Annotated in this window: 10 protein-coding genes; 2 read left to right on the top strand and 8 right to left on the bottom strand. The window is 46.8% G+C overall.

Features of this window, described 5'->3' with window-relative positions; all coding sequences use genetic code 11:
- Positions 1 to 120 precede the first annotated feature (120 nt).
- Complete coding sequence (gcvPA, locus tag SK066_RS06515) at positions 121 to 1476, top strand: aminomethyl-transferring glycine dehydrogenase subunit GcvPA (protein ID WP_320544071.1); 1356 nt, start codon at positions 121 to 123, stop codon at positions 1474 to 1476.
- Positions 1473 to 2999 (top strand): aminomethyl-transferring glycine dehydrogenase subunit GcvPB, encoded by a 1527-nt coding sequence (gene gcvPB / locus SK066_RS06510; RefSeq protein ID WP_320544070.1) that lies wholly within the window; start codon positions 1473 to 1475, stop codon positions 2997 to 2999. Before gcvPA ends, gcvPB begins: the two co-directional genes overlap by 4 nt.
- Before the next feature lie 313 nt (positions 3000 to 3312).
- On the opposite strand, the gene SK066_RS06505 is transcribed toward gcvPB, so the two are convergent.
- The 8 genes from SK066_RS06505 to SK066_RS06470 all read right to left on the bottom strand — a co-directional run bounded on the left by SK066_RS06505 (position 3313) and on the right by SK066_RS06470 (position 14240).
- Positions 3313 to 3759, bottom strand: a complete 447-nt coding sequence (locus tag SK066_RS06505; protein ID WP_188776166.1) for a GNAT family N-acetyltransferase — start codon at positions 3757 to 3759, stop codon at positions 3313 to 3315.
- 506 nt (positions 3760 to 4265) lie between these two features.
- Positions 4266 to 5978 (bottom strand): phosphoenolpyruvate--protein phosphotransferase, encoded by a 1713-nt coding sequence (gene ptsP, locus SK066_RS06500; protein WP_320544069.1) that lies wholly within the window; start codon positions 5976 to 5978, stop codon positions 4266 to 4268.
- Entirely contained in the window at positions 5971 to 6246 is a 276-nt protein-coding gene (locus SK066_RS06495; protein ID WP_188776164.1) for an HPr family phosphocarrier protein, read from the bottom strand. Before SK066_RS06495 ends, ptsP begins: the two co-directional genes overlap by 8 nt.
- Positions 6247 to 6659: 413 nt before the next feature.
- Positions 6660 to 8714, bottom strand: a complete 2055-nt coding sequence (gene ptsG / locus SK066_RS06490; RefSeq protein WP_250344640.1) for a glucose-specific PTS transporter subunit IIBC — start codon at positions 8712 to 8714, stop codon at positions 6660 to 6662.
- 297 nt (positions 8715 to 9011) lie between these two features.
- A complete protein-coding gene (glcT, locus tag SK066_RS06485; protein ID WP_188776162.1) occupies positions 9012 to 9854 on the bottom strand; it encodes a glucose PTS transporter transcription antiterminator GlcT in 843 nt (280 codons plus the stop codon).
- A gap of 357 nt (positions 9855 to 10211) precedes the next feature.
- Complete coding sequence (locus tag SK066_RS06480) at positions 10212 to 11867, bottom strand: flotillin lipid rafts scaffold protein FloT (protein WP_320544068.1); 1656 nt, start codon at positions 11865 to 11867, stop codon at positions 10212 to 10214.
- A gap of 195 nt (positions 11868 to 12062) precedes the next feature.
- Complete coding sequence (locus SK066_RS06475) at positions 12063 to 12617, bottom strand: NfeD family membrane protein (RefSeq protein WP_320544067.1); 555 nt, start codon at positions 12615 to 12617, stop codon at positions 12063 to 12065.
- 456 nt (positions 12618 to 13073) lie between these two features.
- Positions 13074 to 14240 (bottom strand): iron-containing alcohol dehydrogenase, encoded by a 1167-nt coding sequence (locus tag SK066_RS06470; RefSeq protein WP_320544066.1) that lies wholly within the window; start codon positions 14238 to 14240, stop codon positions 13074 to 13076.
- Between the last annotated feature and the right edge of the window lie 762 nt (positions 14241 to 15002).

Raw genomic sequence — 15002 nt, 5'->3', positions numbered from 1 at the left:
TCGATTGTTGCATATATGTACATTCACTGTTGTATAGATTTATCGTCAATCAAAATATATGGCTAAGAACGATTCGATTGATAATATTCCGGTAGCACGCTACCGAAAGGAGCATAATTTATGAAATCCCATCGCTACATTCCGATGACCCCACAAAATGAAGCCGACATGCTGGCTGTCATCGGTGCTTCCTCTGTTGAGGAATTGTTCAAGGACATCCCTGCTTCCGTTCGTTACGAGGGAACGATGCCGATGTCTGGCATGCTGGACGAATATGCACTGACTCGCCATCTAGCTACTCTTGCTGGACGTAATGCAGATACCGATCGCTATACAAGCTTTCTCGGTGCAGGCATCTACGATCACCATGTACCTTCCGTTATTAATCATGTGATCTCACGCTCCGAATTTTATACAGCCTATACACCGTACCAGCCGGAAATTAGCCAGGGCGAGCTACAGGCGATTTTCGAGTTTCAATCCTATATTTGTGAATTAACAGGCATGGCGGTTGCTAATGCGAGTATGTACGATGGTGCAACCGCGCTTGCCGAAGCTGCCTCCCTTGCGGCATCGGCTACTCGTCGTAGCAAGATCGTCGCTTTCTCTACCATTCACCCGGAATCACGCGCAGTTGTACGCAGCTATGCACGCGGCTTGAATCTGGATGTCGTTGAGGTTGCTTATGGTGATGGCGTGACCGATATTAGCGCACTTGCCGAAGTGCTGGATAACGATACCGCAGCCGTGCTTGTTCAATCGCCTAACTTCTTCGGCGGCATTGAAGGCATCCGTGCCGCTGCCGATCTGGCGCATGAGCATGGCGCACTGCTCGTCGTGAGCACGAATCCGATCTCGCTTGGTCTGCTGGAAGCGCCAGGCAAGCTCGGAGCCGATATCGTAGTCGGTGATGCACAGCCGCTCGGTATCTCCATGTCGCTCGGCGGTCCAACGTGCGGATTCTTCGCCGTTTCTCAAGCACAGATGCGCCGTATGCCAGGTCGTATCGTCGGTCAAACGACAGACCGTAACGGTAAACGCGGCTTCGTGCTGACTTTGCAAACCCGTGAGCAGCATATCCGTCGTGATAAAGCCACATCGAATATTTGCTCCAATCAGGCATTGCTGGCACTATCAGCTTCCGTCTACCTGTCCGTTATGGGCAAGCAGGGCATGGCTGATGTCGCTGGATTAAACGTGCAAAAAGCACATTACGCTGCTACCACGATCGGTGCTGTCAAAGGCTGCACACTGGCATTTGCCGCTCCATTCTTCAATGAATTTGTCGTTCGTCTGCCGGAGGGTACTTCCGCAGCAGCAGTTAATAGCAAGCTGCTCGAAAAAGGCATCATCGGTGGTTATGATCTCGGTCTATCGTATCCAGAATTGTCCGGTCATATGCTGTTCGCCGTAACGGAAAAACGCACCAAAGCGGAAATCGATCAACTGGCAATCGAATTGGAGGCATCGCTATGACAAACGAAACGTTAACTGCAAGCGAAACGCAAGCTGTCGACACGAATCCATTGCAACAAGCTGTGGTCGCAAAGGAAAAGGCATTAATTTTCGAGCTGAGTCAGCCTGGTCGTGTCGGTTACTCCTTACCGGAATGTGATGTACCCGAAGCCGATCTGAGCAGCCTGATTCCGCAGGATATGCTGCGTAGCGAAGCGGCGGCATTGCCGGAAGTTTATGAGGTGGATGTAATCCGTCACTATACCGAGCTGTCCCGTATGAACTTTGGGGTCGACAATGGCTTCTATCCCCTCGGCTCCTGTACGATGAAATATAATCCAAAAGTAAATGAAGACGTAGCTCGCTACGCTGGATTTGCCAAAATCCATCCGTACCAGCCAGAGCAAAGCATTCAAGGTGCGCTGGAGCTGCTGCATACGTTACAAAACGATCTGGCTGTGCTAACTGGTATGGATGCTGTTACCCTGCAACCTGCTGCTGGTGCACACGGCGAGTGGACAGGTCTTATGATGATCCGTGCCTACCATGAAAAACGCGGCGAGCATCGTACAAAGGTCATCGTACCGGATTCCTCGCACGGCACAAACCCGGCGAGTGCAACCGTAGCCGGTTTCCAAACGGTAACGATTCCTTCCAATGAACGCGGACTGGTTGATCTGGATGCACTGCGTGCTGCGGTCGGCCCGGATACTGCGGCCCTTATGCTGACCAACCCGAACACACTAGGCTTGTTCGAGGAACAAATTACTGAGATTGCTCAGGTTGTACACGAAGCAGGCGGTCTGCTCTATTACGATGGTGCTAACTCCAATGCGATTATGGGTATTGCCCGTCCAGGCGACATGGGCTTCGACGTCGTTCACTTGAATCTGCATAAAACGATGAGTACCCCGCACGGCGGCGGCGGCCCAGGTGCTGGCCCAGTCGGTGTGAAAAGCAAGCTGCTGCCATTCCTGCCTGAGCCCGTTGTAGAAAAACAAACAGACGGCACCTACACCCTTCGTTCCGGTTCACCGGATTCGATCGGTCGTGTCAAAGCTTACTACGGTAACTTCGGCATTCTCGTTCGCGCCTATACGTATATCCGCAGCTATGGCCCAGAAGGTCTGCGCCGCGTATCCGAATGTGCCGTACTGAACGCCAACTATATGATGCACCGCCTGAAGGATCATTATGTGATGCCTTATGACAATGTGTGCAAGCACGAATTCGTTATGTCCGGTAAAGGCTTAAAGCAATACGGCGTACGCACACTGGATGTTGCCAAACGATTGCTCGATTTTGGTTACCACCCACCAACCGTATACTTCCCACTGAACGTGGAAGAATGTATCATGATCGAGCCAACCGAAACCGAGAGCAAAGAAACACTCGATGGCTTTATCGATACCATGATTCGCATCGCTAATGAAGCGAAGGAAAATCCAGAGCTGGTGCTGAATGCGCCATATACAACGTATGTGAGTCGTTTGGATGAAGCGACTGCTGCGCGTAAGCCAGTGTTGAACTGCGCTTGTAGTTGATTGATGATTTAGAATCTGATTACAAACCTTATAAAGAAAAGCTCCCAGAGATATGCACATTGCATACTTCTGGGAGCCTTTTTAATTTTCGAGCCTGTAAGCCTTTGATAAGAATGTCTGGTTAGAACAAACGAATATCGGAAGGAAGAAGGGAACATCCTGAAATGAAGCTCAGAAATCTACTGATTGAGAATAAGCTGTAAATTCCAAGCCTTCTCTCTACATTCCTTAACTGTAATTATCTTATTGTGCTGGATACCTAATCATTCATACACGAACCTAGTTATTATACATGGTATTGGATGAGACTTTTTTAAAGTAGTTGCTTTACGAAATTCTTTTGATCTTTTGTATACGTGTAGCCTCGCTTTTCATACAGTCGATGAGCATTGGTACGACTTGGATGGGATAATAGTTTCATTGCTTTAGCTCCTTGCTGTGTTGCCCATTGTTCAAGCTCAGCTAATAATTGGCTACCAACTCCCTGCTGTCGATTAGATTCGCTAACAATAAGACATACCACATGCACCATCAGCTCTGAAAACAATAATTCATACAAGCTACCATGAATAAATCCTATAACTTGCTGATTCTTTTCTGCAATAAGTACAATGTCTCGTTCATTAATCAGCAAAGAACGAATTCGTTGCTGTACCTGCTCTGCTGTAAATTGATAAAACTTCGGATTAAATTCCTGATTTAACACGTAAATCTGTTCAGCATCTTCGATCTGTACAGTTCTAATTGTAAAAGCTTCCATTGTACTCTACCCACTTTCTATAATGAGAAGTATCCAATCTCTAGTTATATATTTTAACGCTAAAGATTATCATAAAATAAAAACACTCCTTCGATCTTCTATCTACAGATCCATTATAGAAAAATCACTCTAACCTTTTATTTTTCTCTTATCCGTCAATGCCCCTATCACACTCTTTTAAAACTGCTTTCATATGTGCAAAAACAGAATATACACGCACCAAGTGGAGCAAAAGGAATTGTCCAAAAGGCCGACCTTTAAGCCTGCAAATGAACCATCTCCAATCACAACATTTGCAGGCTTAACCGGAGGCCGTTGGACAATCCTTTTACGGAGCGCTCTCTAATGCTCCTCCCAGCATTTTAAATGAAAAAAAGCTGATTTCCCGAAACATTCAGGAAATCAGCTTAATGGGATTGTTGGAAAACAATTCAATCGAGTTTGCCCTAAAATCGCAGGCAGTGTACTCCATTGGTTATTACGATAAAGCGAAACATTCTTCCGTATTACGCCTGAATCGCGTTAACCAGCTCAACCACTTCTTCTGCTGTTTGCATATCGAGTGCTTTAGCAGCAAGCTCTTGCATTTCAGCTTTGGACAGCTTCGCGATCTGGCTACGTGCAGGCAGGATCGAGCTTGCGCTCATGCTGAACTCATCGAGTCCCAGACCGAGCAGCAGTGGAATTGCTGTTGCATCCCCTGCCATCTCGCCACACATACCAGCCCATTTGCCTTCTTTGTGTGCTGCATCGATAACCATTTTAACCAGACGCAGAATGGACGGGTTATATGGTTGATACAGATAGGAAACACGCTCGTTCATACGGTCAGCTGCCATCGTGTACTGAATCAGATCGTTTGTACCGATACTGAAGAAGTCCACTTCTTTGGCAAACTGGTCAGCCAGTACCGCTGTCGAAGGAATTTCAACCATGATACCGAGTTGAATGTTGTCGGATACCGCAACACCTTCGGATACCAGCTTGTCTTTCTCTTCCAGCAGAACCGCTTTTGCTTGACGGAATTCGCCCAGTGTTGCGATCATTGGGAACATCACGCGCAGTTCACCGAATACGCTTGCTCTCAGCAGCGCACGCAGTTGAGTACGGAAAATGTCCTGACGATCCAGACAAAGACGGATTGCACGGAAGCCCAGGAACGGGTTCATTTCTTTTGGTAATGTCAGGTAAGGCAGTTCTTTGTCGCCACCGATATCGAGTGTACGAACAACAACTGGCTTGCCTTCCATGCGCTCCAGTACCGTTTTGTACGCGTTGAATTGTACATCTTCCGATGGCAATTCGTCACGACCCATGTACAGGAACTCGGTGCGGTACAGACCTACTGCTTCGCCGCCGTTATCGATAACGCCAGCAACATCGTTTGGTGTACCGATATTGGCTGCCAGCTCAACGTGAACGCCATCTTTGGATACTGTAGCTTCGTCGCGTAGCTTGCGCCATTCTGCTACTTGAGCCTCGTATGCCTCACGTTTTGCACGGTAATCAGCCAGTGTAGCATCGTCCGGGTTCACGATAACGTTACCTTCGAGACCGTCAACGATAACTACATCACCGTTTTGTACGACTTCCATAACTTCCTTCGTACCAACAACCGCTGGAATCTCCAGGGAGCGTGCCATGATTGCGGAGTGGGAAGTACGACCACCGATGTTAGTCGTGAAGCCTTTTACGTAGTTACGATCAAGCTGCGCTGTATCGGAAGGAGTCAGGTCTTCTGCAATGATGACCACTTCTTCACGAATTTCTGCTGGGCTCTGGAAATTCACACCCATTAGATGGTTGATCACGCGTTTTGTAACGTCACGCATGTCAGCTGCACGCTCTTGAAGGTAAGCACTTTTCATATTTTCAAACATCGCTACGAATTGCGAAGCGACTTCATTGAGTGCAAATTCAGCGTTAACCATATCGCTGGTGATCTTGTCTTTGACTGGATCGATCAGCTCAGGGTCGCTCAGGATCAGTAGGTGAGATTGGAAAATCTCCGCCTTCTTTTCCCCCATTTCTTGCAACGTACGTTCTTTGATCGCTTCAAGCTCACCTTTGGAAGTTTCCAAAGCAGCTTGCAGTTTAGCCAATTCTGCATCGGCGTCGCTTACGGAGCGCTTGCTGATTTCGTATTCAGGGTGCTCCAGACGGAATGCTTTGGCAATAGCGATGCCCGAAGACGCCGCGATTCCCAAAATATTAGCCATTGATTTCGCCTAGCCCTTCTTTCACCATTACGTCTGTCAGAGCTTGCAGAGCAGCTGCTTCTTCAGCACCAGTAGTGGACAGAACGATAGTGTCACCTTGCTCCAGACCAAGGGACAGAACGCCCAGGATGGATTTCAGTGTTACTTTTTTACCTTTAGCTTCAGCAAAAGATTCAGTAGAAGCAAATTTGTTAGCAGCAGTTACAAGAGCTGTTGCTGGGCGTGCGTGGATACCATCTTCGTCAACGATTTTGAATGTTTTTTCCATTATAGAGTCACTCGCTTTCTTATAATTTGGGGTTTTGTTAGATAGATGTAAATCATCAAGCCATCCATTCCATTGTACAGCATAATAACGCCGGATGCACCTTCTGTCAGAAAAAAAATCGACTTTTTTCAGCAATACCCAACATTTTACGGTAATTTTTAGGCAAATTCATGAACGAATCAGATAAATACTCACATTCACCGCAAAATGCTTTCATTCCATAATGATAGCAAACTATAGACGAACCCGGTAAAGGGTCGCCTATAGTCTGCGGGAATTGCCTGATGTCGGTCATATCGACCGAGAAGGCTAACAATGATGTCATTATGCATTTGTAAAATGGGATCGATTGCTCTGTTGTGCACCGCTCAAGGAACGGTGTCAGGCTCTGTTGCCTGATTCGATATCGATCATTACTTGATGGAGATAATGTCGCCTTCTCCAGCTTTTACAGTGCCGGATTTTTTCAGCGTTACCGCTGCGCCTTCTGGCAGGTTGGAGAAGATGATCGGTGTGATGATCGATGGAGCATTTGCTTTTACATACTCCAGATCCACTTCAAGGATTGGCTGTCCAGCCATAACATCGTCACCTTCGGCAACGAGTACGTTGAAGCCCTGTCCTTTCAGCTTAACGGTATTCACACCAACGTGTACCAGAATTTCTTTGCCTGCTTCGGACATAATACCGATCGCATGCTTACTTGGGAATACGTTGAATACTTTACCGTTAACTGGAGAAGCGATCGTACCGTTCGATGGCAGGATGGCGAAGCCGTCACCTGTCATCTTTTGCGAGAATACAGGGTCTGGAACTTCGGAAATGTTCAGCAGCTCGCCTTCAGCTGGAGCTACGATCATTTCTTCTGCCAGTACGTTTACCTGTCCCTCAGCAGTCGCCTTCACAGGCTCATTGTCCACACTTGGAGGTGTAGGTCGTGGTGTACGTCCTGCAATGATATCCTGCATCTGCGATTTAATTGTATCGGAACGTGTTCCGAAGATCGCCTGGATATTATTACCCACTTCCAGTACACCGGAAGCGCCCAGTGCTTTCAATTGTGCTTTATCTACTTCTTTTGGTTCTTTTACTTGAATACGCAGACGCGTAATACAAGCATCCAGACTGGAAATGTTTTGCTGACCGCCGAATGCGTCCAGAATTTTACCTGGCAGCTCGTCTTGAGAAGCGGAACCGCCGCCCTCTTGTGTATCATTTGCAGTTACGTCCTCACGGCCCGGTGTCTTCAGGTTGAAGGTACGGATCGCGAAACGGAAACCGAAGTAGTAAATAACAGCCAGAATCAGACCGACGATGATAACGTCCCACCAAGGTGTACGGTTCGGAATTACACCGAACAGGATAAAGTCGATCAGACCACCGGAGAATGTCATACCAATTTTAACGCCCAGCAATTGCATAGTCATGAAAGACAGACCGGCAAAGATAGCGTGAATACCGAACAGAACTGGAGCTACGAACAGGAATGAGAATTCCAGTGGCTCTGTAATACCTGTCAGGAACGAAGTCAGTGCCGCAGAACCCATAATACCAGCAACGTATTTTTTGTGTTCTGGTTTTGCTTCATGATAGATCGCCAGTGCCGCAGCAGGCAGACCGAACATCATGAACGGGAATTTACCAACCATGAATGTACCTGCTGTGAATGGTACACCATCGCGAAGCTGAGCCATAAAGATGTTCTGGTCACCACGTACCAGTTGACCTGCTTTGTTCACATACTCACCGAACTCAAACCAGAATGGAGAGTAGAAGATGTGATGCAGACCGAATGGAATCAGCGAGCGCTCAATCACACCGAAGATAAAGGCGGACAGTGTTGGGTTCGCATCAACCATGTTGTGAGAAACAGTGTTCAGGAATGTCTGAACTGGAGGCCATACAATAATCATAATCAGACCCAGTACGAGAGATCCAACTGCTGTCATAATCGGTACAAAACGTTTACCGGCAAAGAAGCCGAGGTATGAAGGCAATTCGATTTTGAAGAAACGCTTGTACATGGATGCCGCCAGAATACCGACGATGATACCGCCGAATACACCAGTTTGCAGCGTTGGGATACCGAGTACGGAAGCAACGGAGAAATCTTGCTTGCCTACTTGGTCCGCAGTCACGCCCATTGCAGTACCCATCGTTACGTTCATGATCAGGTAACCGATGATCGCTGCCAGACCGGCAACGCCTTCCCCGCCAGCAAGACCGACGGCAACGCCGACAGCAAACAATAAGGACAGGTTACTAAATACGATTTGACCGGAGTTCATCATTACTTGTGCAGTAATTTGAACCCAGTGTGCGTTCAATGCAGGTATATACTGCAAAAAGTCCGGGTTAACGAGCATGTTACCGATACCGAGCAGCAAACCTGCTGCAGGCAGAATTGCGACTGGCAACATCAGTGCTCTACCTACTTTTTGCAAAACGCCAAACAGACGTTTAAACAATACAGCCACTTCCCCTCTTGATAGTAAAATATAGTATGCGACGCTCAACAACACGAATAAGGGAGACCACGCAAAAAAGGCATGAGCAAACAATGCACCTGTAAATTCAAACTGTATGTTGGGATTCAGGATAGACCTGTCCTTGCATATGCAGTCTTGCATTTCAGATACTTTGTAAACTCATGCCTGATCGAATCAGTAACACGTTATATCCGTTATTCATTTGTTGATTACGTTCTGAATTATAACATTGACATTTCCAACTTGCAAGCCTTTTCATTAAAAAAGTTACAAGAACTATTCGTTTTTTTCGACGAAACGCTGTAAATGCATCGTAAGATAGCTAACTTCCGCCGCATAGACCGGGCGCCGTAGACGCTTCTCCATCATTTTGGTCAGCTTCCATGCGAGCGAATACACTTCCGGATATTCCGACTTGAGCATTTCCTCCAGTCGGTGAGTAGCTGCAACCTTCTCTCCGCGCCGAATACGCTCGATCGCAAAGCGAAGATGCGTCAGCAAACGTGAATAGTCCAGACTGTCTCCGGCGATTTTCAGATGCAGCGAATCCTCGACCACCTTGATCATATCGGCAATAAGCCGCGAATGTGACTTGATCTCCGTAATATGCTGATCTGTCAGCGCACTATAAATATGCAGAGCAACAAAGCCGATCTCATCCTCTTCCAGACTGATCCCCAGACGCTTATTAATAATGTCCAGCGCATGCTCAGCCAGTCTATATTCTGCTGGATACATTTCACGTGTCTCATACAGAAATGGATTTTGCACGGTCATCCCCTGCTCAGCACGCTTGATCGCAAATGCAATATGATCGGTTAGTGCGATGTGAATATGCTCGTTCAGCGGTGTCTTGCTTTCTTTATTAATATAATGAATGATCTCATTGATCACTTCGATGATTCGCTCGTCAATCTGTGTCGCCAGCTGCTTATACTGCTCTTGCTCCTGTTGATTGGTCAAAATAAACATTTTCTCGACGACATCCAGCGGAATCTGATCGCTCGCCTTGCGATTAAAACCGATTCCCTTACCGATCACCACGACTTCTTCATACTGGGGATGATCTGCAATAATTACGTTATTATTCAGCACTTTAGCTACCTGTAGGCTGCTCACAGTTGCACCCCTTTTTACTATCGCCTTATCCCGAATAAGTTATCAAAAAATCACTGCTACGTCAATACGAAACGCCCGGTAGTGCGGCAACGCAAAGAGGCGGCAAAGCCTTTTTTCATGCGACTTTACCGCCCTTTTAGGATACGTGAAGCTTTGCAATTTCGTCCATTCAACGAAAGCTAGTGCCATCTCTATTTTATAATGGGAAGAAATTCGATATCGATCCAGCTACTGATTGCGTTTGGTTTTCTTATACTGAACCTATCGATTTCATGCATGTAACGTATGAATTGGATGCATGCATGTCATGCATCGATTGAAGCTTCAATTTCTTATTGTGCATGACTTTTCCCAGCATTAAGCCTTACTTTCTTCACGTTCTTCTATCATATCTTGCTGAGCCACAGGTTGCTGCACGTTGCGCGGAGCTTCGGATGGCGTTACCACCGCAACAGGCTCAATGGTCAAAGCGTCCAGCACATCCGCTGCTGTAGCCGGGCGAGCGTCTACTTTACTTTTATTGCGACTGGCAGCTGGTGTGCTCGGCTCGGTTGGTTGTCCGGTGAAATTTTTGATCATTGATTCCAGATCCAGACCGGAGACACTTTTTAGCATTTCAGGAGCAGTTGCCATCAGCTCGGTCACGTAGCTGCTCACTCGTGCAGCACCGCCGCCTTCACCTTTACCCGTATCGACAACGGTTAGCTTATCAATGCTGCTCAGTGGGCTTGCGATTTTGCCTGCCAGCTCTGGGAGCATCTTGGAGATAATATCGAGAATCGCTGCCTGACCGTAGTTTTCAAATGCTTCAGCCAGCTTTTGCTTCGCTTCGGCTTCGGCAAGACCGCGCAGACGGATCACATCCGCTTCAGCTGTACCCTGTGCACGCTCGACCTCGGCAACCGCCAGACCAGCAAGACGCTGCTGCTCGGCAGATGCCTTTGCTTCGGTTTCGATCGAATATTTGCGCGCTTCAGCTTCACGCATTTTACGCGACTTTTCGGCTTCGGCGGCTTGCTCGACTGCAAAGCGATCCGCTTCGGCTTTCTTTTTTACCTGTGCGTCGTACTGCTTCTCGCTTACGGTAATTTCGCGTTCTTTCAGATCGATCTCACGTTCTTTGCGAACAAGCTCGATCTTCATTTGCTCTTCCATCATAATCTGCTTGGCTTTAGCTTCTTGAATATGATAAGCCTGATCCGCTTCGGCACGAGCGGTATCCTGGTCTTTTTTGAAGGCAGCAATTTTGAGTTCTTTTTCCTTTTCCGCCTCCGCGATATTCGTATCGCGTAGAAGCTCTGCCTTCTGTCCTTCCTGCTCTGCCTGTGCTTTTTGAATACGAGAGTCACGTACCGCTTCCGCTTCGGCAATCTCGGCATCTCGCTTTACCATTGCAATACGCGGTTTACCGAGCGCTTCCAGATATCCATGCTTATCACGTACATCCTTGATCGTAAAGGAGACAATTTGTAAGCCCATTTTTTTGAGGTCACGCGCTGCGACACTCTGTACCTCCTGTGCAAAACGATCCCGATTACGATACACTTCCTCTACCGTCATCGATCCCATAATCGAACGCAGATGACCCTCCAGCACTTCCTGTGCTTCACTTTGCAGCGCTTGGATCGGTTTACCCATAAACTGCTCAGCAGCTGTAGCTACATCTTCAACCGAGCTACCGATTTTGATAATCGCTACCCCGTCTGCCATAACAGGCACACCCTGCTCGGTATACACCTCAGGTGTGGTCACATCGAGCTTGTGCGACAGTAAGGACAGGAACTCTGCCTTTTGAAAGATCGGCCATATAAATGCACCGCCACCACGTACAATCTTAATCTTGCGTCCAGAACCATCGTCAGAAATGTTTTTACTTCCTAAAAATGAACCGGTAACGACCATTGCTTCATCTGTGCTCACCGTTTTGTAGCGCGCCCAGAACGTAATCCCGAGCACCACCAGTACAATAACAACGACTGCTACGATCAGTACAACTTCATTTACAAATGGCATCGCATTCTCCCCTTTTGGCTTATTTGTAGTTCGGCATGCCTGCCGGATATCGCCATACCGCTTACTTTTTTGGGACAAAGACAGACAGGGATTATGAACGGCTATGTATATCATCTTTCTAGTTTAACGTTAAAGCCGTTCTAGTAGCGCCGCTACCTTACGTAGTGACTACAACCTTTCAATCGGCTGGTCATATTAGCGTAGCGAAGAATGGGATAAGGAGGACAATGCATCCTGCTTTTCAAATTCTGCTACTGCCAGTATTCCTTCCTGTTCCTCGATAATGACCACGCGTGAACCCGCAGCAATGGAGCAATGATCAAAGCTAGAAGCAATATGCACGACATTGCCTCCAGATAAACGAACCATCACTTCTCCATAACCAGTCTCTGGAACGGGAATGGTGATTTCTCCAATTTTGCCAACCAGCTCACGGATTGAATAGCCTGTCGATACTTCGCTGTGCTCCATCGGCTTGATATAAGCAAAAAATACGAGCAACGCACCCAGTATTCCCGCTGCAAGCGATAAGACCAGCACAAGCGATGTGGACAATGTCGTGTATTTGTCCAAAATAATGCCTGCCCCGCCAAAAACCGTCACTGTCCCGGCTAACACAATCGGCTTGAGAAAATCTACACCCGGTAGCTCCAAGCCACCCAGCACGTCTCCTAGCCAGTCACCAAAGACAAGACTGAATAACGCATAGACCGCTCCAATAATCAGACACGTCCAATATAGCGTTTCCATAACGGTGTACTCCTTTCTCTCGATTTCTAACGCTGTGGAGAAATGAATAAGTAGCAAGTGGCGCTTCTTCATATCGACCACAGACATAGAAAATGGCGATATACCTATAATTACGTATGCAAAGGATATTGGTTTCATATTTATATAAATTTATCCAAATTTATATAAAATAAGGACGATCATTGGAGAAAATAGAGGGTTAGGATCTGTTTAATCAGGGGAGTTACTTTACAAGAAATGAATCATTATATTGATGAACGAATTTTAAGATTGGATATTGAAAATAAACATATTTTTAAAATACATGACACAAAAAAGCGATCTGCCCCATATTAATCAAAGGACAGATCGCTTCTCATTCTATCTTATTGTTTCCATTGTATAAGTTAAGCCTGTTCAACGGCTCATGCTCTATTGCAAAAGCTACTACGATTCAATCGATATTGAATCGATAACTTACAGAGACATACGGTAGATTTCGCGTACATCGTCCGCTTTCAGCTTCGCAAAGTTACCAAAGGATGGGCCGAATTTGAGTGTTTTTTCGACCATCAGGTCGATCTGGCTATCGTCGATTTCGTAATCTGCAAGGCGGCTCGGCGCGCCGATCGATGTCCAGAAATCGCGCAATGCCTGAATACCTTCTTCGCCTACCTGCTCATCGGATTTGCCTGCTGGGTCAACGTGGAATACGTTTACCGCCAGCTTCGCAAAACGTGCAGGATTTACTTTCAGATTGTATTGCATCCAGTTCGGGAACAGGATCGCCAGACCGCCGCCGTGCGGAATATCATAAACAGCGGATACCGCATGCTCGATATTGTGTGTCGCCCAGTCACCCGTTACGCCCATGCTCAATACGCCGTTCAGCGCCATTGTACCGGAGTACATGATCGTAGAACGCAGCTCAAAGTTTTCCAGATCATTGATCAGACCTGGAGCCGCTTCGATGACAGCGCGCAGCACGGACTCACAGGAACCATCCTGAACCGGTGTATTTTCTTCTGGATGGAAATAAGTTTCCAGTACGTGAGACATCATATCTACGATGCCGTATACCGTCTGGTCTTTTGGCAGGGAATATGTGAATTCTGGGTCCAAAATGGAGAACGATGGGAATGAGTATGCGCTGCCCCAGCCCAATTTTTCCTGTGTGTCCATGTTGGTAATAACGGAACCGGAGTTCATTTCAGAGCCAGTTGCTGCCATGGTCAGCACTACACCCAGTGGCAATGCGCCAGTTGCAGCTGCTTTGCGCTCAATGATCTCCCATACGTCTCCATCATATTTTGCACCGACGATGATCGCTTTAGCGCAGTCAATAACACTACCGCCACCTACAGCAAGTACGAGGTCGATATTGTTGGTTTTGCACAGCTCAACCCCCTTGTGCACAGTAGTCAAACGAGGGTTAGGCTCTACGCCTGCCAGCTCGGTTACTGTTGCGCCCGCTTCATTCAGCTTGGCAATCACTTCATCATACAGACCGGAACGCTTGATGCTTCCGCCGCCGTATACGAGCAGTACGTTTTTGCCGTATTTAGGTACTTCACGTTTTAATGTTTCCAATTGGCCTTTACCAAAGATCAGGCGAGTTGGGTTATAGAATTCAAAAGATTTCATCTTGAAAAAGCCTCCTTGAGCGATAAGTTAGTTACTGTTTCTTAGCCCTTTACAATTATATACTGTAAGCTGGTAAAATCAAAATGTGTTGGGGGGCTGCATCTATCGGGGGTGTGCTGGAAAGATTAGGTGATTGTGCGTATACCACTTCGGAAAGGAATAAGGGAACGGACTCGGGTGGAGCCGCGGGAATCTTTTGAATTTGGATAGAATGAAGATTCCCGCCCCTCGGAAAGGGTAAGATATTTTGCTTTCGCAAAAATCACTCTTCATTGGACCTCGTGTTAGTAAAGCACTAACACGGTAAGCCGTCCTTTTCCCTTATTTCCTTTCCTTCGTTCCGTGATGTTTGCAACATACACGATAATTGTAGCAATCAGGAAAAGATGCAGCGGTATAAGGAGAGAGCAGTAGGAAGAGCGATTAGTAAGAACAGAGATTAGTAAAAATAGTGAAATTAGTTGCTTTATTACTTCTATCTTGTCCGTATCCTTATACCTGTAGCTATTGTAGATGCTTATCACCTGGAACCAACATATATTATGATTTTGAAAATGGGTTGGGTTACAATAAAATAATTTTAGGCAATTATATTTTAATAAACTTATATTCAGATTTCAAATCGGGTTGGTGTGATTTGATGATTTGGGTGGGGATGAATAGCACAAAAAGCCAGGCTGCGGTTATGTTGGGGGACCGTAGTTTGGCTTTTTGTGTTTGTTGCTTGGGTTGGTTCATTTGTTTGGTTGTTTGGTTCGTTGG

Origin of the sequence: Paenibacillus hunanensis (genome assembly GCF_034055775.1) — a bacterium.
In the GTDB taxonomy this organism is placed as follows: domain Bacteria; phylum Bacillota; class Bacilli; order Paenibacillales; family Paenibacillaceae; genus Saccharibacillus; species Saccharibacillus hunanensis.
The sequence above is the reverse complement of the archived record's forward strand: the minus strand, read 5'-3'. Positions and strand labels throughout refer to the sequence as shown.